Origin of the sequence: Saccharomonospora sp. NPDC046836 (assembly GCF_040645195.1) — a bacterium.
Taxonomy (GTDB): Bacteria; Actinomycetota; Actinomycetes; order Mycobacteriales; family Pseudonocardiaceae; genus Prauserella_A.
In genome coordinates this window covers 130,588-154,945 of record NZ_JBEYXW010000001.1, presented here as the reverse complement: position 1 = coordinate 154,945, position 24,358 = coordinate 130,588, and the positions used below count along the sequence as shown (strand labels likewise).

The 24,358-nt window shown below is 68.4% G+C and carries 24 protein-coding genes, 3 tRNA genes and 1 pseudogene; 10 read left to right on the top strand and 18 right to left on the bottom strand.

Features of this window, described 5'->3' with window-relative positions; translation table 11 throughout:
• Nucleotides 1–5: 5 nt before the first annotated feature.
• From rfbA to ABZ863_RS00790, 3 genes are all read right to left on the bottom strand, one after another.
• The gene (gene rfbA / locus ABZ863_RS00800; RefSeq protein ID WP_358529304.1) at nt 6–887 is read right to left on the bottom strand and encodes a glucose-1-phosphate thymidylyltransferase RfbA; all 882 of its coding nucleotides are present in this window, start codon (nt 885–887) and stop codon (nt 6–8) included.
• Between the two features lie 60 nt (nt 888–947).
• Entirely contained in the window at nt 948–2,099 is a 1,152-nt protein-coding gene (locus tag ABZ863_RS00795; protein ID WP_358529301.1) for a sialidase family protein, read from the bottom strand.
• Nucleotides 2,100–2,183: 84 nt separating this feature from the next.
• Entirely contained in the window at nt 2,184–2,675 is a 492-nt protein-coding gene (locus ABZ863_RS00790; protein ID WP_358529299.1) for a YajQ family cyclic di-GMP-binding protein, read from the bottom strand.
• Between the two features lie 117 nt (nt 2,676–2,792).
• On the opposite strand from ABZ863_RS00790, the gene ABZ863_RS00785 reads away from it, so the two are divergent.
• Nucleotides 2,793–2,874, top strand: a tRNA-Tyr gene (locus ABZ863_RS00785).
• A gap of 485 nt (nt 2,875–3,359) precedes the next feature.
• Here ABZ863_RS00785 and ABZ863_RS00780 read toward each other — a convergent pair.
• On the bottom strand, nt 3,360–3,617 hold the full coding sequence (locus ABZ863_RS00780; RefSeq protein ID WP_358529297.1) for a PIN domain-containing protein: 258 nt from the start codon (nt 3,615–3,617) through the stop codon (nt 3,360–3,362).
• A 58-nt stretch (nt 3,618–3,675) separates the two neighbouring features.
• Nucleotides 3,676–3,891 (bottom strand): hypothetical protein, encoded by a 216-nt coding sequence (locus ABZ863_RS00775; protein WP_358529294.1) that lies wholly within the window; start codon nt 3,889–3,891, stop codon nt 3,676–3,678.
• 656 nt (nt 3,892–4,547) lie between these two features.
• Between ABZ863_RS00775 and fdhA the strand changes: the two genes are divergently transcribed.
• On the top strand, nt 4,548–5,762 hold the full coding sequence (fdhA, locus tag ABZ863_RS00770; protein WP_358530428.1) for a formaldehyde dehydrogenase, glutathione-independent: 1,215 nt from the start codon (nt 4,548–4,550) through the stop codon (nt 5,760–5,762).
• 89 nt (nt 5,763–5,851) lie between these two features.
• Nucleotides 5,852–6,475, top strand: coding sequence for a tyrosine-protein phosphatase (locus tag ABZ863_RS00765; RefSeq protein ID WP_358529291.1), 624 nt, complete (start codon nt 5,852–5,854; stop codon nt 6,473–6,475).
• Between the two features lie 97 nt (nt 6,476–6,572).
• Here the strand turns inward: ABZ863_RS00765 and ABZ863_RS00760 are convergent, their stop codons facing one another.
• The 9 genes from ABZ863_RS00760 to ABZ863_RS00720 all read right to left on the bottom strand — a co-directional run bounded on the left by ABZ863_RS00760 (nt 6,573) and on the right by ABZ863_RS00720 (nt 14,108).
• Nucleotides 6,573–7,046: a DUF309 domain-containing protein gene (locus ABZ863_RS00760; protein ID WP_358529288.1), complete on the bottom strand. Its 474-nt coding sequence runs from the start codon at nt 7,044–7,046 to the stop codon at nt 6,573–6,575.
• 21 nt (nt 7,047–7,067) lie between these two features.
• The gene (gene ctaD / locus ABZ863_RS00755) at nt 7,068–8,819 is read right to left on the bottom strand and encodes a cytochrome c oxidase subunit I (RefSeq protein ID WP_358529286.1); all 1,752 of its coding nucleotides are present in this window, start codon (nt 8,817–8,819) and stop codon (nt 7,068–7,070) included.
• 107 nt (nt 8,820–8,926) lie between these two features.
• Nucleotides 8,927–9,169 carry a DUF2630 family protein gene (locus ABZ863_RS00750; RefSeq protein WP_358529283.1) on the bottom strand — a complete coding sequence of 81 codons (243 nt, stop codon included), beginning with the start codon at nt 9,167–9,169 and terminating at the stop codon, nt 8,927–8,929.
• Nucleotides 9,170–9,206: 37 nt separating this feature from the next.
• Nucleotides 9,207–9,962: an IclR family transcriptional regulator gene (locus ABZ863_RS00745; protein ID WP_358529280.1), complete on the bottom strand. Its 756-nt coding sequence runs from the start codon at nt 9,960–9,962 to the stop codon at nt 9,207–9,209.
• 24 nt (nt 9,963–9,986) lie between these two features.
• Nucleotides 9,987–10,940, bottom strand: coding sequence for a PDR/VanB family oxidoreductase (locus ABZ863_RS00740; RefSeq protein ID WP_358529277.1), 954 nt, complete (start codon nt 10,938–10,940; stop codon nt 9,987–9,989).
• Entirely contained in the window at nt 10,940–11,164 is a 225-nt protein-coding gene (locus tag ABZ863_RS00735) for a hypothetical protein (protein ID WP_358529274.1), read from the bottom strand. The genes ABZ863_RS00740 and ABZ863_RS00735 overlap by 1 nt, the downstream gene beginning before the upstream one ends.
• Nucleotides 11,161–12,225, bottom strand: coding sequence for an aromatic ring-hydroxylating dioxygenase subunit alpha (locus tag ABZ863_RS00730; RefSeq protein WP_358529271.1), 1,065 nt, complete (start codon nt 12,223–12,225; stop codon nt 11,161–11,163). Before ABZ863_RS00730 ends, ABZ863_RS00735 begins: the two co-directional genes overlap by 4 nt.
• A 108-nt stretch (nt 12,226–12,333) precedes the next feature.
• Nucleotides 12,334–12,978: a response regulator transcription factor gene (locus tag ABZ863_RS00725; protein ID WP_358529268.1), complete on the bottom strand. Its 645-nt coding sequence runs from the start codon at nt 12,976–12,978 to the stop codon at nt 12,334–12,336.
• On the bottom strand, nt 12,969–14,108 hold the full coding sequence (locus ABZ863_RS00720; protein ID WP_358529266.1) for a histidine kinase: 1,140 nt from the start codon (nt 14,106–14,108) through the stop codon (nt 12,969–12,971). The genes ABZ863_RS00725 and ABZ863_RS00720 overlap by 10 nt, the downstream gene beginning before the upstream one ends.
• A 160-nt stretch (nt 14,109–14,268) precedes the next feature.
• On the opposite strand from ABZ863_RS00720, the gene ABZ863_RS00715 reads away from it, so the two are divergent.
• Complete coding sequence (locus ABZ863_RS00715) at nt 14,269–14,919, top strand: DedA family protein (RefSeq protein WP_358529263.1); 651 nt, start codon at nt 14,269–14,271, stop codon at nt 14,917–14,919.
• 131 nt (nt 14,920–15,050) lie between these two features.
• On the opposite strand, the gene lon is transcribed toward ABZ863_RS00715, so the two are convergent.
• Together lon and ABZ863_RS00705 are read right to left on the bottom strand one after the other, a co-directional pair.
• On the bottom strand, nt 15,051–17,447 hold the full coding sequence (gene lon / locus ABZ863_RS00710) for an endopeptidase La (protein WP_358529261.1): 2,397 nt from the start codon (nt 17,445–17,447) through the stop codon (nt 15,051–15,053).
• A gap of 84 nt (nt 17,448–17,531) precedes the next feature.
• Nucleotides 17,532–18,458 carry a GNAT family N-acetyltransferase gene (locus tag ABZ863_RS00705; protein ID WP_358530425.1) on the bottom strand — a complete coding sequence of 309 codons (927 nt, stop codon included), beginning with the start codon at nt 18,456–18,458 and terminating at the stop codon, nt 17,532–17,534.
• Nucleotides 18,459–18,697: 239 nt separating this feature from the next.
• Here ABZ863_RS00705 and ABZ863_RS00700 point away from each other — a divergent pair.
• The 6 genes and pseudogenes from ABZ863_RS00700 to ABZ863_RS00675 all read left to right on the top strand — a co-directional run bounded on the left by ABZ863_RS00700 (nt 18,698) and on the right by ABZ863_RS00675 (nt 22,848).
• Nucleotides 18,698–21,334, top strand: a pseudogene (locus ABZ863_RS00700) (EAL domain-containing protein).
• Between the two features lie 75 nt (nt 21,335–21,409).
• Nucleotides 21,410–21,482: transfer RNA gene (locus ABZ863_RS00695), tRNA-Thr, on the top strand.
• Between the two features lie 52 nt (nt 21,483–21,534).
• A tRNA-Met gene (locus ABZ863_RS00690) sits at nt 21,535–21,607 on the top strand.
• Nucleotides 21,608–21,756: 149 nt separating this feature from the next.
• Entirely contained in the window at nt 21,757–21,921 is a 165-nt protein-coding gene (rpmG, locus tag ABZ863_RS00685) for a 50S ribosomal protein L33 (RefSeq protein ID WP_358529259.1), read from the top strand.
• Nucleotides 21,922–22,000: 79 nt separating this feature from the next.
• On the top strand, nt 22,001–22,444 hold the full coding sequence (locus ABZ863_RS00680; protein ID WP_358529256.1) for a MaoC family dehydratase N-terminal domain-containing protein: 444 nt from the start codon (nt 22,001–22,003) through the stop codon (nt 22,442–22,444).
• Nucleotides 22,445–22,446: 2 nt separating this feature from the next.
• Nucleotides 22,447–22,848, top strand: a complete 402-nt coding sequence (locus ABZ863_RS00675; RefSeq protein WP_358530422.1) for a MaoC family dehydratase — start codon at nt 22,447–22,449, stop codon at nt 22,846–22,848.
• Between the two features lie 91 nt (nt 22,849–22,939).
• Here the strand turns inward: ABZ863_RS00675 and ABZ863_RS00670 are convergent, their stop codons facing one another.
• Nucleotides 22,940–23,923, bottom strand: coding sequence for a DUF1648 domain-containing protein (locus tag ABZ863_RS00670; protein ID WP_358529253.1), 984 nt, complete (start codon nt 23,921–23,923; stop codon nt 22,940–22,942).
• Entirely contained in the window at nt 23,920–24,270 is a 351-nt protein-coding gene (locus tag ABZ863_RS00665) for a GntR family transcriptional regulator (RefSeq protein WP_358529251.1), read from the bottom strand. Before ABZ863_RS00665 ends, ABZ863_RS00670 begins: the two co-directional genes overlap by 4 nt.
• Between the last annotated feature and the right edge of the window lie 88 nt (nt 24,271–24,358).

Below are 24,358 nucleotides of genomic sequence, written 5' to 3'. Positions count from 1 at the left end.
GGCCGTCAGCCTGCGGCCCCGGCGGCCCTGGCGACGTCCATCACATAGTCGCCGTAGCCGCTCTTGGCGAGCTTGGCGCCGAGCCGGTAGCACTCGTCGGCGTCGATGAATCCCATGCGCAGCGCCACTTCCTCCAGGCAGGCGATCCGCACGCCGGTGCGGTGCTCCAGCACCTGCACGAACTGGGCCGCCTCAAGCAGCGAGTCGTGCGTACCGGTGTCGAGCCAGGCGAACCCGCGGCTCAGCTCCACGAGCCGCGCACGGTCCTGCCTCAGGTAGGCCAGGTTGACATCGGTGATCTCCAGCTCGCCGCGCGCGGACGGGGTCAGTGCGCGGGCGATGTCGACCACCTGGTTGTCGTAGAGGTACAGACCGGTGATGGCCCGGTTCGACCGTGGCTGCGCCGGCTTCTCCTCGATCGAACGCAGCCTGCCCGCAGCGTCGACCTCGCCGACCCCGTAGCGCTCCGGGTCCTTCACCGCGTAGCCGAACAGCACACAGCCGTCGAGCGTCGCGACCTCCTCCTGCAGCGTGCGGGAGAAGCCGCGGCCGTAGAAGATGTTGTCGCCCAGTATCAGCGCCACGTCGTCGTCACCGATGAAGTCGGCGCCGATCAGGAATGCCTCGGCGAGCCCATTGGGCGTTGGCTGCTCCGCGTGACGTAGCTCGATGCCGAACTGGCTGCCGTCGCCAAGTAAGCGTCGGAAGCTCGGCAGGTCGGTGGGCGTCGAAATGATCATGATCTCCCTGATCCCGGCGAGCATCAGCACCGAGAGCGGGTAGTAGATCATCGGCTTGTCGTAGACGGGCAGCAGCTGCTTGGAGACGGCCTGGGTGATGGGGTGGAGGCGGGTACCGCTACCGCCCGCCAGCACGATGCCCTTCATCCGTGTACCGCCCCTCACTCGATCGTGGATCTGGCTCCAGGCCAGAGGGTATCGCGGGTGTCAGGTGGCCGGGCCTGTGGCGAAGTAGGCCTTGCACACGCCGCCGGTGTAGTCCGCGGCGATCTGCAGCACGCCGGCCCCGCCGTCGACGGGTAGCAGCGTGGAGCTGTAGTTCGGGCACCAGTTGTCGTAGGGCTTGGTGATGCGCACCGGTGCGGGCACCTCGTACCAGTCGCCGGCGCCGAGGTGGTCGTTGGCGAGCAGTGTGCGCCCGTTGCCCGGCAGCGGTTTGCCGTTACGGTCGACGTAGATCTGGCCGACCATGAGGATGCGGGTGCCGGTCGGTCCGCCGGGGAACAGCGTGATCGTCTGCGCGTGCTGGAAGTGCTTGCCGGTCGCGGTGTCCACGCGGGTGCCGGGCGCCTTCGGGTCGCCGAAGTTGGCGCCGTCGGGGGAGATCTTGAAGTACGGGTCGCAGAAGCGGTCGCGGTAGTTGCAGATCTCGTAGGCGAAGTAGTACCGCCCGTCGGGCAGTGTGCGCACGATCGGCATGCCGGGGCGGACACGATGCGGCGGGATGGCCATTGTGCGCTGCTTGGTGCCCCAGGTGATGCCGTCGGTGCTGGCGATGCGGTTGAGGACCTGGGCATGCTGGGGGGCCTCGGTCTCGTCGGCGTAGTGCATCCAGAGGTTGCCGCCCGCGTCGATGGTGAACTCCGGCTCCCAGACGCCGTCGTGGTTGTGCGAGCGCACCGGCTCGGCGAGGAACGTCCAGCTGCGGCCGAGGTCTCGACTTGCCCAGATGCGGATGCCGATGCGCCGGGACGGGCCGGCCTGCTGCCGGTAGCTCGCCGCCCAGAGCAGTGTGCCCGCACGCAGCCTGCCGATGCGCTGCGGCAGCTCGTAGAGGGTGCCGCAGCACATGCCCAGCGCGCCGGCCGGGTCGCGCACCTCGCCGACCTTGGTGAACGTGCGGCCTTCGTCAAGGCTCTCGAAGATCGGTGTGAAATGTCCGTTCGCGTCGCGGCTGGTGATCGACGCCAGGATGCGCCCGTCACGCAGCAGGCCGCCGTGCTCGATCCGGATCAGCCGCGGGTAGGCGCCCATGCCGTCGAACAGCAGCGTGCGCTCCGCGGCACGGGCAACCCCGGCCGGCACGACGATGCCGTCGAGCAGAAGTAGGCAGAGCAGCATGACGAGCGCCTTGCGCATGGCGTCCCCCTTCGGACTGTGACCGAGGGATTACACCATGCTGCCAAGGCGGTGACTAACGGTAGCTGCGTGTGTGTAGCTGGTTCAGCGATAGTTGGTGAACTGCAGCGCGATGCCGAAGTCCTTCTCCTTCAGTACGGCGATGACGTCCTGCAGGTGGTCCTTCTTCTTGCCGGACACCCGCAACTGGTCGCCCTGGATCTGTGCTTGCACGCCCTTGGGGCCCTCGTCGCGGATGTACTTGGCGATCTGCTTGGCCTTGTCGGACTCGATGCCGTCGATGATCTTGCCATTGACCTTGTAGATCTTGCCGGAGATGGCGGGCTCACCGGCCTCGAAGGCCTTGAGCGAGATGCCCCGCTTGATTAGCTTCTCCTTGAAGACCTCGACCGCGGCAAGTACCCGTTCCTCGGTCTCGGCCTCGATCACGACGGCCTCGGAGCCGGCCCACTCGACCTTGGCGCCGGTGTTCCGGAAGTCGAACCGGGTGGACAGCTCCTTGCTGGCCTGGTTCAGTGCGTTGTCCACCTCCTGGTGATCGACTTTGCTCACGACGTCGAACGACGGATCCGCCACGACATACACCTCGTTGTCTGCTGGTTGGGTGGCTCCACCCTAGTCATGGCGAACCCTGCCGGGAGCCCGGCTACGGGCATTGGGTACTCTGTAGCTCGGCCGGGCCAGCCCGGCCACGGCGGGATGCCCGAGCGGCCAAAGGGATCTGACTGTAAATCAGACGGCACTGCCTTCGGGGGTTCGAATCCCTCTCCCGCCACACCAGCAACAATGCCCCACTGACCTGCACGAGCAGGTCAGTGGGGCATTTTGCTGTGTGCAGTGTTGGGCACTGAATGGTGGAAATGAGGCAAGGAATGCTAAAAGCAGCACCTTTGTGCTGGCTAATAAATGTCAAGTCTTAACTCTTGTTGAATACGAACATCTATGCTCAATAGCGCGCCGATGATACGTTGTCGTAGTGGTCAGAATTGCAACTATGGGGCCGACCGGCAACGCCGCGTGCTACAGAACGTGACAGGCTGAGTCTGCAAAGTTGCTACAGGTTGCCCGGGTGGACGGCCCGCCCCCAGGCGCCCCATGAGGCGCTGTGCTTCGCGAACATGCAGGTCAGAAGCGGTTTGGCCACCGGCGTTCCCGCGCGGTCCGGTCAATGAGCTTGCCGGCCCGCGAGTTCCAGGCCTTCGCATTCGGCGAAGTCCTCGAAGTCCTTGAGGTTGAGCGTTGCCAAGGGCATTTCAAAGGTCAGGCAGCACGGCAGCACGCGGCGATCCAGGTGTCGTTTTGCGAGCGTGGTGTTCCGCGACGGGCGGCGTAGGCGGAGATCTCGCCCCAGGTTCGGGCGACGCGTTCGGTACCTGGCAGGACTGGGATGGCAGAGAGCCACTGATTGAGGCGGGTGCGTCTGCGTTCGGCCCAGGCGCGCTGGTCCGCCCATTTGGTCAGCTCGCCGAGAGTGGTGAAGGTGATGAAAGGGCGTTTGCCGATGAGGTGCCGAACCATGGTGCTGCTTGAAGCTTAGTGACGCGACGTCGGTGTCGAGGACGACGGATTCCACGGGCTATGTCAGGTTCGCGCGCCGCGTGGCGTAGGTGTATTCGATGAACTCGTGCAGCTCTTCGTCGGTGTCGAAGATGCCCTCGCAGGCGAGGTCGTCTGCCGAGCGAATCGGCTGGACGTCCTTGCGGCGGGCGAGCTCGTCTGCGAGTTCGGGGCCATCGAGGAACAGGGGCAGGTCATCGTCGGCGTGATCCGCGTGGCCGTGGCCGGTAGTCATCGCTTACACTTCCCGTCGACTTCGCTACCAGGGTCTCATGGTCGGCCTGCGGCGGCGAGCTGCTGGACGTTCTGTCGAATACGTGTCGACGAACCCGGCGAACCTGACAAACATGCAGGTCAGTAGGGTGGGTCGTGTGTACGGCCACGGCTCAGCCGCCAGCGAGCCACTGCGCGTACACGCGGTACAGCACGCCGAGAATGTGGTTGCCGAGTAGCTCGGGAACGCGGTTTTCAATTGTCCATTCTCGACGATTTACGTCCCGCGCTGCCGAGTCTGCAATGGATGGTCGGCCTTATTGGATTGGCGGCTGACGGTGAGCTTGTATGCGGCAAGCGCTGTCGGATTGCGCCCGCTTTGTCCGGCCGGGCGTTTGGCGGCAGCTCAGGGAGCCACTCGCGAGCCTGAGTGGGCAACTCGCGTGCCTGAGTGGGCAACTCGCGTGCCTGGGCGGGGGACTCGCGTGCCTGGGCGGGGGACTCGCGCCCGGGCCGTCCGGGCCGCTCACGCCGCCACACCCGCCCCTGACCTGGAGTTCGAACGGCCGTTTCAGCGCGACTGATCAACTGGCGCGGTCCCTGGTGTTGCGTCCCGTCACGAGCTACGTTCAAAAGACGCCCAAGAACCTACCGGCGATCAGACAAAGGGGTTTGAAAATGCCGGATAACCACGTTGTTGTCTATAAGGGGCCGGGGGCCGTCTCGGTCGAGTCGATCGATTACCCCAGGCTCGAGCTTCCCGATGATGTCGTCAAAGGATTGGGTCTGCCGAAGCAAGCTCCGCACGCGGCAATCCTGAAGATCGTCACAACCAACATTTGCGGTAGCGATCAGCACATGGTGCGTGGTCGTACCACCGCACCCGTCGGGCAAACCCTGGGGCACGAGATCACTGGGGAGGTGGTCGAAGCCGGTGAGGACGTACTCTTCGTCAAACCCGGTGACATCTGCTCAGTACCCTTCAACATCGCGTGCGGCCGGTGCCGCATGTGTAACGAGGGCAAGACCGGCATCTGCCTCAACGTCAACCCCGCGCGGCCCGGTGCCGCGTACGGCTACGTCGACATGGGTGGCTGGATCGGCGGCCAGGCGGAGTACGTCATGGTGCCCTACGCCGACTTCAACCTGCTCAAGTTCCCGGACCGCGATCAGGCGCTGGAGAAGATTCTCGACCTGACGATGCTGTCGGACATCTTCCCGACCGGCTACCACGGCGCGGCCTCGGCGAATGTGACCACGGGGTCGACGGTGTACGTCGCCGGCGCCGGGCCGGTCGGCCTCGCCGCCGCGCACGCCGCGCAACTGCTCGGTGCCTCCGTGGTGATCGTCGGCGACCTGATCCAGGAACGGCTCCAGCAGGCACGCAGCTTCGGCTGCGAGACCGTCGATCTGAGGGAAACCGCTGAGCTCGGCGACATGATCGCGCAGATCGTCGGCGAGCCGGTCGTCGACGCCGCCGTCGATGCGGTCGGCTTCGAGGCGCGCGGGCACGGCCGCGATGCCGGAGAGCAGCCGGCGACGGTGCTCAACGACATCATGACGATCACGCGTGCCGGCGCCTCGCTCGGTATTCCCGGCCTGTACGTGACCGGTGACCCGGGCGGGGTCGACGCCAACGCCAAGGTCGGTCAGCTCGGTGTGCGCATCGGGCTCGGCTGGGCGAAGTCGCACTCGTTCACCACTGGTCAGTGCCCGGTGAAGAAGTACAACCGGCTGCTGATGAACATGATCCTGAGCGGCAAGGCGCAGATCGCCAAGGCCGTCAACGCCACGGTCATCCCGCTGTCCAACGCCCCCCAGGGCTACCAGGACTTCGACCGCGGCGCCGCCAAGAAGTTCGTGCTCGACCCGCATGGGATGGTTGCCGCCTAGCCCGGGCAGTCACCCCAGCACGGGGCTCGTGCGTGGCACGAGCCCCGTGTCCTGCGCAACGTTCGCCCCGCCAGGGCGTCTGCTCAGCCATGGAGCGCGAACTGGACTGGGACGGGTGCTTCAACACTCGAGACCTCGGTGGCCTGCGCGCCGCGGACGGCAGACGGACGCGCTGGGGTGCCCTCGTCCGCTCCGACGCGCCGGACCGGCTCAGCGAACAAGGCTGGTCGGCGCTCGTCGAGCACGGCGTCCGCACCCTGGTCGACCTGCGTAACCCCGAGGAGCGCGGCACGGACGCTGCGCCCCGGCCGGCCGAAGTACACACCTGCCACGTCCCGCTCGACCCCGTCGACGACCCCGAGTTCTGGGAGCCCCTGCAGCGCACCGGGGTGTATGGCACGCCGCTGTACTACCAGCCGCTGCTCGACCACCGCCCCGATCTCGTCGTCAGGGTGCTCACCACGGTGGCTCGAGCCCGTCCCGGTGGGGTGCTCGTCCACTGTTCGCTCGGCCGTGACCGGGCAGGGCTGGTGACGCTGCTCCTGCTCGCACTTGCCGGAGTGCCCGGCGAGACGATCGCCGACGACTACGAGGTCAGCATCGCCCGGCTGCCCGCGCGGTACGCGGCGCTGGGATGCCTGACCTGGAGCCGATTCTCGCGGGCATCCTGGCCGAGCGCGGGACCTCCGCTCGCGACACGCTGCTGTCGCTGACCGGTTCACTGGACGCCGAGGCGTACTGCCTGCGCGTGGGTATGGTCGGCGCGGACGTCGACGCGCTGCGCACCCGGCTTCTCGAACCCGCCTGACGTCACCGCAGCCGCGGCGCGATCTCGGCAGCCGTCGGTGGCCGTTCGTGTCCGTGCAGACCGGCGGCCAGGGTGCGGGCCCACTCGCACAGCCCGGTGACGTCGATACCGTGCGGTGTGGCATCGGCGAAGGGTGCGATGTTGTCCGCGCCGCGGCTCAGCAGTGCCGCCGCTCCGGCCCGGTTGCCGCGCGCCGCATGCGTGACCCCGACCGCGAGCTGGGCAAGGCCACGCCACAGCTCCCGCTCCTCGACCGGCCCCGACTTCCACGCGTCCTCGAGCACCTCGTGCGCGTGGAAGGGCATACCGTCATCGAGCAGGCGCTGCGCCTCCCGTAGCGACTCCTCGGCCGAACGCAGGACACCCTCGGGAGCGCGCGCGACACCAGGTGCCCCGTAGGGCAGCGGCCTGCCGAGGCCGTCCCTCGGTCGCGCATTGAGGGCACGGCCCTCGCTGTCCCGGTCGCGATCAGCCACTCTGCGAGTCTGCCACGCGTACTACTCGGCGGGACTGTCGTGGCTCGACGACCCGGACACCGCTTGCGGCTCCTGCGGTATGACCTTGCCGGTCAGTGTGATGTGCCCCTCGTCGTGGATTCTCTCGATCATGTGCGGGTAGTGCAGTTCGAACGCGGGGCGCTCGGAGCGGATCCGCGGCAGTTCGGTGAAGTTGTGCCGCGGCGGCGGGCAGCTCGTGGCCCATTCGAGCGAGTTGCCGTAACCCCAGGGGTCGTCGACCGTCACCGCCACACCGAAGCGGTAGCTGCGCACGACGTTCCACAGGAACGGCAACATCGACAGCCCCAGGATGAAAGCCCCGACCGTCGACACCGTGTTCAGCGTGGTGAAGCCGTCCGACGGCAGGTAGTCGGCGTAACGGCGGGGCATCCCTTCCGAACCCAGCCAGTGCTGCACGAGGAACGTGATGTGAAAACCAACGAAGGTGAGCCAGAAATGTAGCTTGCCCAGCGGTTCGTTGAGCATGCGGCCGGTGAACTTCGGGAACCAGAAGTAGATCCCGCCGAAAGTCGCGAAAACGATCGTGCCGAACAACACGTAATGGAAATGCGCGACTACGAAATAGGTGTCCGTCACCTGGAAGTCCAGTGGTGGCGCGGCCAGCAGGACACCGGTGAGGCCGCCGAGCAGGAACGTCACGAGGAAGCCGATCGCCCACAGCATCGGCGTCTCGAAGCTCAGCTGGCCCTTCCACATCGTGCCGATCCAGTTGAAGAACTTGATGCCGGTGGGTACGGCGATCAGGAACGTCATGATGGAGAAGAACGGCAGCAGCACCGCGCCGGTGGCGAACATGTGATGCGCCCACACAGCGAGTGACAGCGCGGTGATGCCCATTGTCGCGAACACCATGAGCCGGTAGCCGAACAACGGTTTGCGGCTGAAAACCGGAATGATCTCGGTGATGATGCCGAAGAACGGCAGAGCGACGATGTAGACCTCGGGGTGGCCGAAGAACCAGAACAGGTGCTGCCAGAGGATCGCGCCCCCGTTGGCGGGGTCGAAGACATGGGCCCCCAGATGTCGGTCGGCCGCGAGGGCGAACAACGCCGCCGTCAGGATCGGGAACGCGGCGAGCACCAGCACCCCGGTGAACAGGATGTTCCAGGTGAAGATCGGCATCCGCCACATCGTCATGCCGGGAGCGCGCAGGCAGACGATCGTGGTGATCATGTTGACCGCGCCGAGGATGGTGCCGACGCCGGACACGATCAGGCCCATGATCCACAGGTCGCCACCGACGCCTGGTGAGTACTCGGCACTGGCCAGCGGCGAGTAGCCCGTCCAGCCGAAGTCCGCCGCCCCGCCCGGTGTCGCGAACGAGCTGACCACGATCGTGCCGCCGAACAGGAACAGCCAGTAGGAGAAGGCGTTCAGCCGCGGAAACGCGACGTCCGGTGACCCGATCTGCAGCGGTAGCACCAGGTTGGCGAAGGCGAACAGAATCGGCGTCGCATACAGCAGCAACATGATCGTGCCGTGCATGGTGAAAAGCTGGTTGTACTGCTCCTGCGACAGGAACTGCAGGCCCGGCCGCGCCAGCTCGGCGCGCATCAGCAGCGCGAGTATCCCGCCGATCATGAAGAAGGCCATCGAGGTGACGAGGTACATCATCCCGATCTTCTTGTGATCGGTCGTCCGCAGCAGCCCTAGGACTGCCTGGCCCCGTTTGCCGATACGTGGGGCAGGCTGCTGGATTCGTGTCGGTCGCAGACCGGCAGGAGTGTCCAAGGCGCGCCTCCACCGTGGTGGTGCGTCCCCGAGCCCCTCGTCCTGACGGGCCCGAGGTGGTCACGACTTACGGTAGACCTGCCACGCGCCCGGCGCATCAGGCTGTGCTACTGCTGGTAGGACTCGACCTCGCTGACCGGGCGGACCTGGGCACCGGCCGGGTCGTCGCCGAACTCGGCACGCGCCCGGCGCTGCCGCAACAGGTCCCAGCACTGGTCGAGCTCGCGCTCAAGCTCACGCAACCGGGCCCGGCCCTGCTCGTCGAGGCCGCTGCCGGTGGTGTGCGAGCGCAGTCCGCGCTCCTCGGCGATGAGTGCGTCGATCCTGGCGATCGTGGTGTCGTCCGACATGGACATCTCCTTCCGCCACCGGCCACCGTACGCCGGGTCAGCCCGAGAAACGGGGGGCGAGCATGCGGGAGATGCCGCGGGCGGCAGCCTGGACGAGGGGTGCCAGGGTGATCGGCTCGGCCGTGTCGGTCCTGACCACCAGTGACACGGCTGCCACGACCTGGTCGCCGCGCCCGCGGATCGGCGCGGCCACCGACAGGGCGTCGAGCGTGACCTGGCCGTCGCTGACGGCGTAGCCGTTGCGGCGCACCGCGGCCAGTACCTCGCGAAGCCGGTCCGGGTCGGTGATCGTCTTCGTCGTATAGGCCTGCAGCGGCGCCGTCAGCACCTGTTCCTGCACGTCCGCCGGGGCATGTGCCAGCAGCGCAAGGCCCACTCCTGTCGCGTGCAGGACGAAGCGTCCGCCCACGCGGGTCAGCACCGGCACCGCGTGCCTGCCCGCGATCCGTTCGACGAACACCAGCTCGAGTCCTTCACGCACGGCGAGCTGGACGTTCTCGTGGGTGACCTCGTAGAGGTCCTCCAGAAACGGCATCGCCACGTCCCGCAGCCCGAGCCCGCGCGGCGCGAGCGAGGCGACCTCCCACAGCCGCAGGCCGATCCGGTACCGCCCGTCCGCGCCGCGCTCCAGCGCGCCCCAGGCGACCAGCTCCGCCGCGCGCCGGTGGGCCGTCGGCAGCGACACACCGGCGCGCCGTGCCAGCTCGCTCAGCGAGAGGTCCGGGGTCGCGGGCGTGAAGGCTTCGAGCATGGCGAGGACCTTCGACGTCACCGACCGGGCAGCTTCGCCCACCTGGCCACTCCTGACCTGCAAGACCTACAACTCGAGCACCAAGCGCGGCCCGCACGAGCGGGACACGCAGATCATCATGGTCTCACCCGCGGCGCGCTCCTCCTCGGTGAGCAGCGAGTCGCGATGATCGGGCTCGCCCTCGCGGACCTCGGTCTCGCAGGTGCCACAGGTGCCTTCCTGGCACGAGGACAGCACCGGCACCCCGGCCTCCTCCACCACCTGCAGGATCGACTTGTCGGCGGGGACCCGCAAGGTCCTGCTGGACAGGGCCAGCTCCACCTCGAACTCCGCCCGCGGTCCCGCGTTCGGGTCCTCCTTCGGCGCGAACCGTTCCACGTGCAGCGCGCCGGCGTCCCACGGCCTGCACTGCTCTTCGACCGCGCCCAGCAAAGGTTCGGGCCCGCAGCAGTACACGGCGGTGCCCGGTTGCGGGGTGCCGAGCAGGCCGGCCAGTGGCAGCAGCCCGGTCTCGTCCTGCGGGCGGAGGTCGACCCGGTCGCCGTACTTGCCGGTGAGCGCATCGGCGAACGCCATCGACGCGCGTGTCCGGCCGCCGTACACGAGCCGCCAGTCCGCACCGCTCGCGTCGGCCTCGGCGACCATCGGCACGATCGGTGTGATGCCGATGCCGCCCGCGATGAACAGGTAACGCGGCGACTCCACGAGCGCGAAGTTGTTCCGCGGCCCGCGCACCCGCACCGTGTCGCCCTCGGCCAGCCGTTCGTGGACGAACGCCGAGCCGCCGCGGCTCTCCGGTTCCCGCAGTACGGCTACCGTCAGCGCGCTGCGGTCGGCTGGATCACCGCACAGCGAGTACTGCCGTTCGAGGCCGCCACTGCCCTCGCCGAGCAGCAGGTCCAGGTGCGCACCCGGCTCCCACGCTGGTAGCGGCAGGCCCTTCGGGTGGCGCAACGTCAGGCACACGACGCCGTCGGCCACGGGCTCCTTGCGGCCCAGGACCAGGTCGAGTTCGTCCATCACCGGCCCCCGCCGACGGTCGCGAGCACCGGCGACGGCGTGTCAACAGCCGCGGGCGGCTCATGCCCTTCGGGGTGGGCGAGCAGCCAGTCCCACAGCTCCACCGGATCCTCCGACTCGTGCTCGGCGCCGCAGTGGCACACCCCGAGCAGCAGGTCGGTGTTGAGTACCCAGTGGATGCGGAACACGGTGTCGCCGTGCAGCATGGCGACCCGGTCCGTCATCGCCGCACCGCGGCGGCCTGCTCGGCTCCCTGCAGGCCCCGCTCGATCATCCGCTTGAGGAACCGGCGCGCGGCCAGCCCGCCGGTGTCGATGTTGATGCTCAGCTCCTGGTAGCCCTCGGGCTCGGACTGGATGACCTGCTCCAGGATGTCCAGCGCACGGACGTCCTGCAGCACGACGGTGCGGTTACTCTCGGCCAGGAAGGCCGACACTCCCTCGTCGTCCAGCGCGAAGTCACGGGCCACCGCCCAGAAGTCGTGTGTGCTGTGCTCGGTCTCCGGCGTGATCGCGTACACCACCTCGACGTGGAAACCGTACGGGTCGGTACCGTCCTCGTTCGGCAGCATCCCGACCGGCGCGATCCGGCTGTGCAGCAGGTACAAACACGGCGGGTGGTACTCGATGTCCTGCCAGCGCGTGATGCGGCCCTCGATGCCGGTCGACTTGGCGTAGAACGACGGGCATTCCGCATCGGCCATGTGCCGACTGACGTAGATGATCTCCTTCTCCTCGTCGACCTCGGTGGTGATCGGCGTGTTCGCCACCTCCGGGGTGCCGATGTACCCGCCGTGCAGGTACGTCTCGTGGGAGAGGTCCATCAGGTTGTCCACGAGCAGCTCGTAGCGGGCTCGCAACGGCTCCATCCCGGACACCGTCGTGTATGCGGGGTCGGCCAGCCACGGCGCGCGGGGGATCAGCGTGGGATCGGCCTTGTCCTGGTCACCGATCCACACCCAGACGAACGAGTCCTGCTCGACCAGCGGGTAGCTCGGCACGCGCGCGGTGCGTGGGATGCGGGTCTGGCCGGGCACGAACACACACGAGCCGCCCTGGTCGTAGGTGAACCCGTGGTAGCCGCACACGATCTTGTCGCCGTCGAGGCGGCTCTCCGACAGCGGGTAGCGGCGATGCACGCAGCGATCGGCGAGCGCGACGGCGGCACCGGCTTCGGTGCGGTAGAAGACGATCGGCTCGCCGAGGATCGTTCTGGGGAACAGCTCACGACCGATCTCGCGGCTGTAGGCGGCCACGTACCACTGGTTACGGGCAAAGGTCGTCATTGACGTCGCTCCTTGGCGTGACTGGCGGGAGGTGCCCTTACTGTGCGGGCAGCCACGGGTCGGTGACCACGCCGGTTTTCACCCACTGAAAGACTTTGTGGCTTCGCCTCAGGAGCCGAGGAAGCGCAGCACCGCGAGCACCCGGCGGCTGAAACCCGCCGTCTGCACCAGATCCAGCTTGTCGAAGATCGCGTTCACGTGCTTTTCCACCGCGCTCTGCGAGACGAAGAGCTGTGCGGCGATACCGGCGTTCGTGTGCCCCTGCGCCATCTTCTCGAGCACCTCCCGCTCCCGCGCGGTGAGGCGGGTCAGCGGATCGACGTGGGTGGTGCGCGCGAGCAGGCGGCGCACCACATCCGGATCGAAGGCCGCGCCACCGGCGGCGACCCGCTCCAGCGCGTCGAGGAACTCGCCGACCTGCGCGACCCGATCCTTGAGCAGGTAGCCCACCCGGCCCGCGTCGTCGGTGATCAGCTCGGTGGCGTAGCGCTTCTCGACGTACTGCGACAGCACCAGGACCCCGACCTCCGGCCAGCGTTTGCGGATCTCCAGCGCCGCGCGCAGCCCCTCGTCGCTGTGCGTCGGGGGCATGCGGACGTCGGTGACCACCACGTCCGGCCGGTGCCGCCCGGTCTCCTCGACGAGCGTGGTGCCGTCGCCCACGGCCGCCACCACCTCGTGGCCCTCCTCGGCGAGCAGACGCACCAGCCCTTCCCGCAGCAGGATCGAGTCCTCGGCCAGTATCAGGCGCATGGCAGCTCGGCTGTGATCACGGTCGGTCCGCCGACCGGGCTGTCCACAGTGAACACACCGTCGGCCGCGGCGACCCGGCGGGCGAGGCCGGACAACCCGCCACCCGTCGCCTGCGCGCCGCCTGCGCCGTCGTCGGTGATTCGCACGGTAATCATCGTGACATCGCCGCGGACGCTGATCCGGATCCGGGTAGCGCCTGCGTGCTTGATCGCGTTCGTCATCGCCTCCGAGGCCACGAAGTAGGCGACGGTCTCGGTCGCCGGGTCCGGTCGTCCGGCGAGTGTGTACTCCAGCTCCACCGGCAGGCTCGACCGCTCGGCCAGCGACTCCAGCGCGACATCAAGTCCACCGGAATCCAGCGCGATCGGGTACACCCGCCAGGCGACCTCGCGCAGCTCCCGCAGCGCCTCCTGCGACTCGGCGTGTGCCTGGCGCAACAGCTCGGCGGCGTGCTCCGCATCCCTGCTGCGCAATGCTCTGCCCAGCACCATCCCCAGCGCGACGAGCCGCTGCTGGCCGCCGTCGTGCAGGTCCCGTTCGATGCGCCTGCGTTCGTCGTTGACCGCCTCGATCACCTCGGCGCGGCTGGTGGCGAGCTGGGACACCCTGCGCCGCAACAGGTCCTGCTCGCTCGGTCCGAGGAAGCCGTGCGCGAGCCTGCGTTCCAGTGCGGCGACGCCGATGAGCCCTTGCACTGCAAGGAACACGAGCAGGATTCCGAAGAGGAGCACCGCGGGGACGTCGTACCAGTCGTGGTCCGTGCCGATCGGGGTACCCGTGAACACCTGACCGGCCATGACCAGTGCCGACAGCCCGCCCCCCGCGATCAGCAGGAAGATCCCCGCGCCGAGCCCGCCGACGATGCAGCGGATGGCGAGGTACTCCAGTGCGCGCCGTCCGCTGTAGTCGGCCGAGTTCTCACTACGCAGGTGCCGCGCGAGGCGCAGGCGTTCCACCTCGGCGAGCCTGCGCGCGCCCGCGAACACGTGTGGCCGGGCGGCGGGCACCACAAGTACCGGGACGGCGAGCACGACGTAGGCCAGCTCGGCGAACGCCAGGAGCCCGCCGATGGCCAGGCCTGCGGTCGTGCGCAACCCCTTGCGAACGAATGCCGAAGTAGGACCAGACACCACACGAGGCTAAACGGCTGACCACTCGCTGCTATTGAGGATTTCCACAGTGTCGGACTGTGGTGTCCACCAGTCGGATCGAGCGCTGCACTTCATGGCGCCGCCCGCGCGGCATCCGTAGCGTCGGGGGAGATTGCGTGCCGACTGTGAAAGGGAGTTCATGAACGTTCAGCTGGCCCAGGGCACGGGCGAGGAGCTCGGGGGACTCGCAGGGTGGGCCGTCGACATCATGGACGCACTCGGCGGACCAGGTGCCGCCATCATCGTCGGTCTGGACAACTTGTTCCCGCCGATCCCCAGCGAGCTGGTACTGCCGCTGGCGGGTTTCAGCGCTGCCAGCGGAACGTTCTCGCTCCTCGAGGCACTGCTCTGGACCACGGCCGGGTCCGTGTTCGGCGCGATCATCGTCTACTTCTTCGGCCGTCTGCTCGGCCGTGAGCGGACCCGCGCGTTGATGATCAAACTGCCGCTGCTGAAGGCCGAGGACTTCGACCGTGCCGAGGAGTGGTTCGCCAGGCACGGCACCAAGGCGGTCTTCTTCGGCCGCATGGTTCCGCTGGTCCGCAGCGTCATCTCCCTGCCGGCGGGTATCGAGCGGATGCCGCTGGCGAAGTTCGTGGTACTGACCACGCTGGGCAGCTTGCTGTGGAACACCGCGTTCGTGGTGGCCGGTTACGCGCTGGGCGCCAACTGGCACATCGTGGAGGAATACGCCGGCATCTTCCAGATCGTCGTGATCGCACTCGCCGCCGTCGCCGTGACCCTTTTCGTGGTCAACCGTCTCCGCAACCGAACCCCCGCCAAGCAGTGATGAAACGGTAGTGAAAACGATCCCCAAGGCCACCTTGGTTGCGTGGAATCGAACACTGTGGCGCGAAGCGTCTCCGTTTGGGTGGTGGTGGGAGACGGGTGGGCGCAACCAAGGTGGCCTTGGGGGGCCACTCAGGCGGCGTGGGCGAGTGGCGCCGCCGCTGGTTCGAGGGCCAGCTCCAGCACCTCGCGGACGCTGCTCACCGGGTGGACGTCGAGCTGCGCGCGGATCTCCGCGGGCACGTCGTCCAGGTCCGGCTCGTTGCGCTGCGGGATGATCACCGTCCGCAGCCCCGCCCGGTGCGCGGCGAGCAGCTTCTGCTTCACCCCGCCGATCGGCAGCACCCGGCCGGTGAGCGACACCTCGCCGGTCATCGCGACATCGGCCCGCACCAGCCGCCCGGACAGCAGTGACGCCAGCGCGGTCGTCATCGTCACGCCCGCCGACGGTCCGTCCTTGGGCACCGCGCCCGCCGGCACGTGGATGTGCACCCCGCGCTCGGCGAGATCGCCGACCGGGAGCTCCAGCTCGGCACCCCGCGACCGCAGGTACGACAGCGCGATCTGCGCCGACTCCTTCATCACGTCACCGAGCTGGCCGGTCAACGTCAGCCCCGTGCCGCCGGTCTCCGCATCCGCCAGCGACGCCTCGACATACAGCACGTCGCCACCGGCGCCGGTCACCGCCAGCCCCGTCGCGACGCCCGGCATCGCCGTGCGCTGCGCTCCAGCCGGCAGCGACGACTCCGGCACGTGCCGGGGCCTGCCGAGGTAACCCTCGAGCTCGCTCACGCCGACCATCACCGGCAGCTCGGTCTCGCCGAGTGCCAGCCTCGTCGCGATCTTGCGCAGCACCTTCGCGAGCGTGCGGTTGAGCTCGCGCACGCCGGCCTCGCGGGTGTACTCCGCCGCCATGCGGCGCAGCGCCTCGTCGGTGAACACGACATCGCCCTGGCCGAGCCCTGCGCGCTCCAGCTCGCGGGGGAGCAGGTGATCGCGTCCGATGACGACCTTCTCGTGCTCGGTGTAGCCGTCGAGCGTCACCAGCTCCATCCGGTCGAGCAGCGGCCCTGGAATTGTCTCCAGCGCGTTGGCCGTCGCCAGGAACACCACATCGGAGAGGTCGAGCTCGATCTCCAGGTAGTGGTCGCGGAACGTGTGGTTCTGCTCGGGGTCGAGCACCTCCAGCAACGCCGCCGTCGGGTCACCGCGGTAGTCGGCGCCGACCTTGTCCACCTCGTCGAGCAGCACGACCGGGTTCATCGAACCGGCTTCGGAGATGGCGCGCACGATCCGGCCGGGCAGCGCGCCGACATAGGTGCGCCGGTGGCCGCGGATCTCGGCCTCGTCGCGGATACCGCCGAGCGCCACCCGCACGAACTTGCGCCCCATCGCCCTGGCGATCGACTCACCCAGCGAGGTCTTGCCGACCCCGGGCGGGCCGGCGAGCGCGAGGACCGCACCCGAGTGGCGTCCGCCCACAGTGGATTCCGCGCGCCGCTGCCGCACGGCCAGATACTCGATGATCCGTTCCTTGACGTCGTCGAGCCCCGCGTGGTCGGCGTCGAGCACCCGGCGCGCGCCGGCGATGTCGTGCACGTCGGTGGTCCTGGTCCGCCACGGGATGTCCAGCACGGTGTCGAGCCAGGTCCGGATCCAGCCTGCCTCCGGCGACTGGTCGGAGGTCCGTTCCAGCTTGTCCACCTCGGCGAGCGCCGCCTTGCGGGCGTGCTCCGGCAGGTCCGCTGCCTCCACCTTGGTGCGGTAGTCGTCGGACTCGCCGCTGCCGTCGAGCTCACCGAGCTCCTTGCGGATGGCCTCCAGCTGCCTGCGCAGCAGGAACTCCTTCTGCTGCTTCTCCATGTCCTGCTCGACGTCCTTGCGGATGGTGTCATTCACCCGCAGCTCGGCGAGGTAGGCCTGGCTGGCCTCCAGCGCGGTCTCCAGCCGGGCGGTCACATCGAGCGCGCGCAGCAGGTCCAGCTTCTGCGCGGTGCTGAGGTACGGCGCGTTGCCGGCGAGGTCAGCGATGGCCGACGGATCGTCGAGACGCTGCACGGCGTCGAGCATCTGCCACACGCCGCGCTGCTGCAGCAGCGAGACCACGACGGCCTTGAACTCGGTCGCCAGCTCGCCGGCACGCTCGTCCAACGGTAGGTCGGCGGCGGTCTCCGCACGCACCCAGTGTGCGTCGCCGGGGCCATCGGCGGAGTCGGCGACCAACGCGCGACGGGTGCCGCGCAGCAGCGCGGCCGTCGCGCCACCGGGCACCCGCCCGATGCGTTCAACCGTGGCGACGGTGCCGATCTCGGCCGGCTCGCCCTCGATCCGCGGCACGATCAGCACCTCGGCCTTGGCGGGCTGCGCCGAGCGGATGCCGGGTAGCGACACGGCACCCGGCGCCCTGGCCTGTGCCGATTCGACCGCGGCACGCGTCTCCTCCGCGCCCAGGTCGAACGGAACGACCATGCCGGGGAACACGACGTCGTCGTCGACGGGGAGTACAGGGAGGAGCTGTGGTTGGGTCATCGATACGCTCCCGTTCTCTTGAGTACACCTGACTCAACTTTGTGGAGCGGGTGCGCATTCCCATGTCGCGTTCGCCGCGAGCGATCAACCCCGTGCTGCTGGATGCCGGTACCAGGTCGTCCACAGCGGGCGGTAGCCCTGCGCGTACCAGAACGGTGTCGAGCGTGGGTTGGCCAGCGCGTGGTGCAGCAGCACCGCCTCGATGCCCTCCTCGTCGAAGAGCTGGTGCGCGTGCCCGGCGAGTGCGGTGCCTACACCGGTGCTGCGTGCCTCCTCGGCGACGTGCAGCACGGCGAGGTAGCCGACGCGCTCGGCGGCGACGTACTCGCCTGCCCAGTCGGACCGGGGCGGCAGCTGCACGTGGACGAAGCCCAGCGGTTTGCCGTACAACTCGGCGATCCACAGCGCGGGGACGCCGGAGCTCACGGTGCCGATCAGCTCCCGCGTGGCGTCGGTGAGCACTCGTTCCTCGCCGGGGCGCAGGGTGACGACGGCGAACTGGGCGTCGTAGCGGCGTAGTTCGAGGCGCAGGCGGACGAGGGTGTTGAGGTCGGCGGGTTCGGCACGGCGGATCCGGACGCCGGGTACCGCGGGCGGACCGCTGCCGAGCCGGTCGGCGGGGCGCACCGCGAGCACCCTCGTCGGGGAGAAACCGTGCCGCAGCAGTTCGGCGCAGCCGACAGTGTCACGGCTCGGCCTGGTGACCGCCGCGGCGCTGTCGGGTTCGTCTGCTGCCTCGGAGAGCAGCTCCTCCCACTCGGCCAGCAGCGCGCCGAGTGGGACCCCGGGGTCGGCACCCGCGAGCCGAACGTCGAGCTGGTACTCCGTCAGCGGCCGCCACAGTGCCTCCCGCGCGCCAGCCGCGATCCGCGACCGAGTGGCGAGCGCGACACCGTCGCGAGCACTCAGTCGGGTGCCCTCGCCGGGGGCCCACGACTGTGGTTTAGGCAACAGTGCGTCCGCGGCGGCGAGCCGTTTCGTGTGCTCGGCGACGATGACGTCGATGTCCATAGCGATATCCAAGCGGACGTGGTATGAGGTATGTCACTCGGGATGCGATTACGGGCGGCAACGACAACCACGGCGAAGTCACCCTCGTCGACGCTCGTGTATCCCCACGTTGGTGAGGCGTTAACCCTGAGGTGATCCGATGGTGTTCAGATCGGGGCCTTGATACGCCCTCCGGGGTACAGTAATGCCTCGTTCGCGGCCGGGGTGCCGCGTGGCAGGCGTGACGGAAGGGAGGCTGCATGCCGGACGCACACGACGAATCCGTCGGTTCCAGTGCGGCTGCAGCCGAAGTACCAACCTCCCCCCAGCCTGGTTCAACCACCTCCGAAGCACGTGCCGATGAGAGCCGGTTCCGCCTCTATACGTTCGCTGTGCTCACCGTCGGTCTGCTCGCCGTCGCCGCGGTGTCTGCCTGGCTGCCGTTCGAAGGTTCGATCCATCTCTGGTGGATCGGACCACTGCTCGCGATCGCCTTCCTCGGTGCTGAACAGCTCGGTGTCAACGTCGACGTGCGCAGCGGAATCTCCTAGACCATTTCGTTCACCGAGGTCCCGCTCGTCATCGGTTTCTTCGTGGCGCCGTTCGAAGTCGTCCTCGGCGCGCACGTCGCCGCCGGGGTCACGACCCTGGTCGCGCGCAAGGTCACCGGCCGGGTCCTCTACAACGCCGGTGCCTTCCTCATTGAGGTCACCAGTGCGTTCGCCGTCGCAGGGGTGGTCAAGCAGGCGCTCGGCGCCGAGGGCATGCCGTGGCTCGCGGCACTCGCGGGCACGTTGACCGCACCACTGGCCAGCACGCTGCTCGCCATGGCCGCCGTGCGGGTTCTGCGGCGGCGGATGCGCGTGGGAACCGTGCTGCGGCTGGCCGGCCGCATCCTGGTGGTCGGCTTCGTCAACGCGTCGGTTGGCCTCACCGGCTACCTCGTCATCTCCAAGACGCCAGAGGCATGGCCGATCGTGCTCGCGGTCAGCCTCGGCCTGGCAGCACTGTACTGGGCCTACTCGGACCTGCTGCGCGAGCAGCGCGACATGGAAGCGCTCTCCGACGTCAGTCTGATGGTGGCGCGCTCCGGTCAGCAGGCCGCGGCGCGGCCTGCCAGCCGCGACGACGAGATCGGCGCGGACACGGACTTCAGCGAATGGTCCACGATCGCCGAGCGCATCAAGGATCAGCTCGCCGCCGCCAGGGTCGTGCTGCGCCTGCGGCTCGAACCGGATGAGCCCATGCGCCCGGTCGTCGCCGGTGAGCTGCTGTCCACTGGTTCGGTCCGGCCGGATGATCCGCTGCTGCGGCTGCCCGGAGCGCACGTCCGCCACTTCCGTATCACCGAGGCGAATCCTGAAGTGCGGTCCGCGTTACTCGACCGCGGTGCGCAGGAGTCGCTCGTCGTCCCGCTGCGCAGTGCCAACCAGCTGCTCGGTGTGGTCGAGGCACACGACCGGCTCTCGCGGTGGCGCGGCTTCGGCAAGTACGACGTCCAGCTGCTCGGCACGATGGCCAGCCATCTGGCGACCGCTTTGGACAATCGCAGGCTGCTCGCCACGCTGCGCCACGACGCCTACCACGATCCGCTGACCGGGCTGCTGAACCGGCCCGGCTTCCGTGGGGTGGCAGGCGAGCCGCTGCGCGAGCGCGCGGAATCGGTGGTTCTGCGGATCGATCTCGACGTCTTCTCCACGGTCAGCGATGCACTCGGCTACGCATGGGCCGACCGGATGGTGATGGCCGCAGGCAGGCGGATCCGGGACGTGCTCGGGCAGGACGTGCCGCTGGCCCGGTTGGAAGGCGGCTCCTTCGCCGCGTTGCTGGTGGACTACACGCCCGCGCAGGCGCAGGAGATCGCCGAGCGGTTGCGGACCCAGCTGTCCCTGCCGTACCCCGTCGACCGGCTCACGGTCGAGGCCAACGCCGTCGTGGGCTACGCCACCGCCGGCGTCGAGGAGAACGGCCGCGGGACCGATGTGGACACTCTGCTGCAACGCGCCGACATGGCCGTGCGCGCAACGCGCAGCGGCGAGGAGGTGCGGGGCTACGTGCCCAGCATGGGCCAGATCTTCCTGCGCCGCTTCCAGATGGTCACCCAGTTCCGGCAGGCGCTGGAGGACGGTCAGGTCAGCGTGCACTACCAGCCGAAGGTGTCGCTGCCCGGCAGGCAGGTGCTAGGGGTCGAGGCGCTGGTGCGCTGGCAGCATCCGGAGTTCGGCAGGGTGGATCCCGACGAGTTCGTGCCCGCCGTCGAGGCCGCGGGCCTCGTTGGCGCGCTGACGTCGTTCGTGCTCGACAAAGCCCTGCTGCGGGTTCGCCGCTGGCTGGACGAGGGCCTGCGGATCTCGGTCGCGGTCAACCTCTCCGTGCGCAACCTTGCGGACGAGGACTTCCCGGCCAAGGTGTCAGCCGCGCTCGACCATTTCGGGGTGCCGGCCGAGCTGCTGACGTTCGAACTGACCGAGTCGGGTGTGATGGCCGATCCGCAGCGGGCGCTGCCGATCCTGCGCGAGCTGCACGGGCTCGGCATCGTGCTCGCGGTGGACGACTTCGGCACCGGCTACTCCTCGCTGGCCTACCTGCGCCAGCTGCCCGTCGACCAGGTCAAGATCGACAAGAGTTTCGTGCTCGGCATGGGTACTGATCTCGGCGACCTCGCCGTCGTCCGTTCGATCGTCGAGCTCGGCCACTCGCTGGGGCTCACGGTGGTGGCCGAGGGTGTCGAGGAGGACGTCGCCCGCGACCAGCTCGAGGCGATGGGCTGCGATGTGGCGCAGGGCTACCTGATCTCGCGACCGCTGTCGGAGGAACGGCTCGAAGCGTGGCTGCAGGCGCGCACCGCACGCTCGCTCGGACATCAGTCCGAGACGGTGCTGACCTTGTTGACCTGAGGGTTCGCAGGAACGGGCCCCCGGTTGCGGGGTGTCCGCGCGGCTCAGGTAATCTTTTCGAGGCTCGTTGAGCACGCCCCTTTAGCTCAGTCGGCAGAGCGTCTCCATGGTAAGGAGAAGGTCTACGGTTCGATTCCGTAAAGGGGCTCGGTGGTCTGGGCTGTGATGCGTAAACTGGCATCGCGGCCCTGGCCGTGTGGGGCGGTGTAGCTCAGTTGGCAGAGCAAGCGGCTCATAATCGCTGTGTCGCCGGTTCAAGTCCGGCCACCGCTACGCGAGTGAGCGGGTTGTGTCTGCGGAGAGCGCAAACCACCTCGCTCCGTGATTACCTTGGGGGTGCGACCCCCAAACCCCGCCCGGAGGGGCCCTGGCCCCCCGGACCCCCCGAACGGTGGGGTACCGAGTAGCTAGAAGGAGCCGATGTGGCTGCCACCGACGTGCGACCGAAGATCACGCTGGCGTGCGAGGAGTGCAAGCACCGTAACTACATCACCAGGAAGAACCGGCGTAACGACCCGGATCGTCTGGAGATGAAGAAGTTCTGCCCGAACTGTGGTGCTCACCGGACGCACAAGGAAACCCGCTGAGCCAACGCTCGTTTACGGAAGCCGCCCCCGCTCGCCGGGGGCGGCTTTTTCGTGCCCGGATGACCGGTAACCTGCTGTAGTGCCACTGGACCCCTCATTCATCGGCCGTACCTATCCACCCACCAGCAGCTACGAGGTGAGCCGGGAGAAGATCGCCGAGTTCGCCGACGCCATCGGCGACGGCAGCGCGCTGTACCGGGACCCGGCCGCCGCGCGGGCCGCTGGCTACCCGGACGTGATCGCGCCGCCGACGTTCCTCACGATCATCAACCTGGCCTCGATCAACGCGATCGTCGCCGACCCCGAACTCGGCCTCGACTACTCCCGCATGGTGCACGGCGACCAGCGGTTCACCCACCACCGTCCCGTACACGCAGGTGACCTGCTGCAGCTGAGCACGCACATCGAGGACATCTTCCTCCGCGCGGGCAACGACTTTCTCAGCGTTCGCGCCGACATCACCAGCGTCGACGGAGAACCGGTCTGCACGACACACGCCCAACTCGTGGTGCGGGGGGAATGACCATGAATGTCGGAGACGAGCTGCCCGCGCTGTCCGTGCACGTCACCCGTGACCAGCTGGTCCGCTACGCGGGCGCGTCACTGGACTTCAACCCCATCCACTGGAACGAACGCTTCGCCAAGGATGTCGGCCTGCCGAACGTCATCGCGCACGGCATGCTGACCATGGCGCTGGGCAGCCGCCTGGTGAGCGACTGGCTCGGGGACCCCGGCCGCATCGTCGAGTACGGCGTGCGCTTCACCCGGCCCGTGGTGGTCCCCGATGACGCCGAGGGCGCGCTCGTGGAGTTGAGCGGCAAGGTCGGCGAGGTGCGTGAGGACGGCACGGCGCGGATCGACATCACCGCGAAGTTCGACGGCAAGACGGTGCTCGGCAAGTCACAGGCCATCGTCCGCCTCAGCTGACCACACGGCTCCCCGCGGGCGTCGGCTGCAGCGGCCTCAGCCGCGCGGTGACCCCGTGGGGAGCAGGAGCGGTACAGAGTTCGCCTCAGGCTCAGCTGCGCTGCGGCGAATCCTGGCGCAACAGATCGTTCACGAGGCCGGCAGCCTGCTCGGGCCGGTCCACGGTGATCGCGATCGTGCGGCCACTGTGTAACCGCAGCGCAAGCGCCTCGCCTCCGCGCACCTTGTAGTAGATGTCGCCGGTGATGGGATTCACCCGGATGCCCAAGCCGCTATGACCCCAGGTCGTCACCCGCTCGACGGTGGCGCCTGCGATGTCCGCGAGCGGCACCCGTCGCCGCCAGATGCCGAAGGCGCCGAACCGGATCTGCACGCCGGCTCCAGTCACCACGACACGTAGCCGAGTGCTTACGAGCACGGCCGCGAGAGGGATCAGCATGATCAGGTACACGGCTACCGGCAACGCGGCGCCGGTCAGCGCGGGCAGCACGGCCAGCGCGAGGAGCAGCAGCACGAACACGACCAGCGCGACACGACTGCTGGCGCTACCCACCCAGGTCGCGCGCTGGTCCGCTCCCAGGCCCACCGAGAGGTCGCCCGGAGCGAGCTCCTCGGTCTGCCGGGCGGGCGGGACGCTCGGCCCTGCCACGACGGCGCCGAGCAGCGCGGCCAGCGCACTGGCCGCCAGTGCGGCCACGGAGCCACCGTTGAATCCGGCCTGCTGCCATCCCGGGGCGTCGAGGTTGCTCGTGAGGACGGCGATCAGGAGTGCGGCTGGAAACGCTGCCAGCCAGGCGTAGAACGCGAGGACGCCGCGCAGCACCCCGTTGCCGTGGCGCAGAATGACCAGCGCCAGCACTGCGCCGGCCGTGGCGAGTGCGGCGCTGCTGCCCAGTGTCGCCGCGGTGAAACCACCAAGCGAGGCCGTACGGTCAGGCCCACTGGGGCCCCAGTGGATCGCGATGGGCTCCGGCAGGCGTGACGACCAGGCACGCTGCAGCAGCCAGGCCGCGCCGGCGGCCAGTGCGGGCACGCCGAGTGTGGTGAGGAGCGCCCGGGTGGCGGCGACCTTCATGCGTACTTCTCCTTCACGATCTGGGCGAGCTCGTCCGGATGTACCCCGGCGCGGCGCGCCTCCTCGACCAGCTCGCCGGCCAGTGTGTGCAGCCGCGACCGCAGGTCGGCGCTGCCGGTGACGACAGCTCCCCGCCTGCGCCGCAGCTCGATCAGCCCCTCGTCCCGCAGCACGGCGTAGGCGCGCAGGACGGTGTGCACGTTGATGTCCAGCGAGGCCGCGAGCTCCCGCGCGGGAAGCAGGTGCTCGCCCGGGGCGATGTCGCGGTCGGCCAGCGCGCGGCGGATCGACGCGGCGACCTGCTCGAAGAGCGGAACCGTCGAACTCGGATCGATACGGACCAACATAGTTCTAACTCTACTAGAACAAATGCACGAAAGTTCAGGCGCATGCGAAACGGCCCCCAAGGCGGTGACCTTGGGGGCCGTGAGAAGT

Excerpts from the sequence above, each read along its gene's own strand:
- rfbA (WP_358529304.1), bottom strand. The coding sequence starts at position 887 with ATGAAGGGCATCGTGCTGGCGGGCGGTAGCGGTACCCGCCTCCACCCC.
- ABZ863_RS00795 (WP_358529301.1), bottom strand. The coding sequence starts at position 2,099 with ATGCGCAAGGCGCTCGTCATGCTGCTCTGCCTACTTCTGCTCGACGGC.
- ABZ863_RS00780 (WP_358529297.1), bottom strand. The coding sequence starts at position 3,617 with ATGGTTCGGCACCTCATCGGCAAACGCCCTTTCATCACCTTCACCACT.
- ABZ863_RS00775 (WP_358529294.1), bottom strand. The coding sequence starts at position 3,891 with ATGACTACCGGCCACGGCCACGCGGATCACGCCGACGATGACCTGCCC.
- fdhA (WP_358530428.1), top strand. The coding sequence starts at position 4,548 with ATGCCGGATAACCACGTTGTTGTCTATAAGGGGCCGGGGGCCGTCTCG.
- ABZ863_RS00765 (WP_358529291.1), top strand. The coding sequence starts at position 5,852 with ATGGAGCGCGAACTGGACTGGGACGGGTGCTTCAACACTCGAGACCTC.
- ABZ863_RS00750 (WP_358529283.1), bottom strand. The coding sequence starts at position 9,169 with ATGTCGGACGACACCACGATCGCCAGGATCGACGCACTCATCGCCGAG.
- ABZ863_RS00740 (WP_358529277.1), bottom strand. The coding sequence starts at position 10,940 with ATGGACGAACTCGACCTGGTCCTGGGCCGCAAGGAGCCCGTGGCCGAC.
- ABZ863_RS00735 (WP_358529274.1), bottom strand. The coding sequence starts at position 11,164 with ATGACGGACCGGGTCGCCATGCTGCACGGCGACACCGTGTTCCGCATC.
- ABZ863_RS00730 (WP_358529271.1), bottom strand. The coding sequence starts at position 12,225 with ATGACGACCTTTGCCCGTAACCAGTGGTACGTGGCCGCCTACAGCCGC.
- ABZ863_RS00725 (WP_358529268.1), bottom strand. The coding sequence starts at position 12,978 with ATGCGCCTGATACTGGCCGAGGACTCGATCCTGCTGCGGGAAGGGCTG.
- ABZ863_RS00715 (WP_358529263.1), top strand. The coding sequence starts at position 14,269 with ATGAACGTTCAGCTGGCCCAGGGCACGGGCGAGGAGCTCGGGGGACTC.
- lon (WP_358529261.1), bottom strand. The coding sequence starts at position 17,447 with ATGACCCAACCACAGCTCCTCCCTGTACTCCCCGTCGACGACGACGTC.
- ABZ863_RS00705 (WP_358530425.1), bottom strand. The coding sequence starts at position 18,458 with ATGGACATCGACGTCATCGTCGCCGAGCACACGAAACGGCTCGCCGCC.
- ABZ863_RS00675 (WP_358530422.1), top strand. The coding sequence starts at position 22,447 with ATGAATGTCGGAGACGAGCTGCCCGCGCTGTCCGTGCACGTCACCCGT.
- ABZ863_RS00670 (WP_358529253.1), bottom strand. The coding sequence starts at position 23,923 with ATGAAGGTCGCCGCCACCCGGGCGCTCCTCACCACACTCGGCGTGCCC.
- ABZ863_RS00665 (WP_358529251.1), bottom strand. The coding sequence starts at position 24,270 with ATGTTGGTCCGTATCGATCCGAGTTCGACGGTTCCGCTCTTCGAGCAG.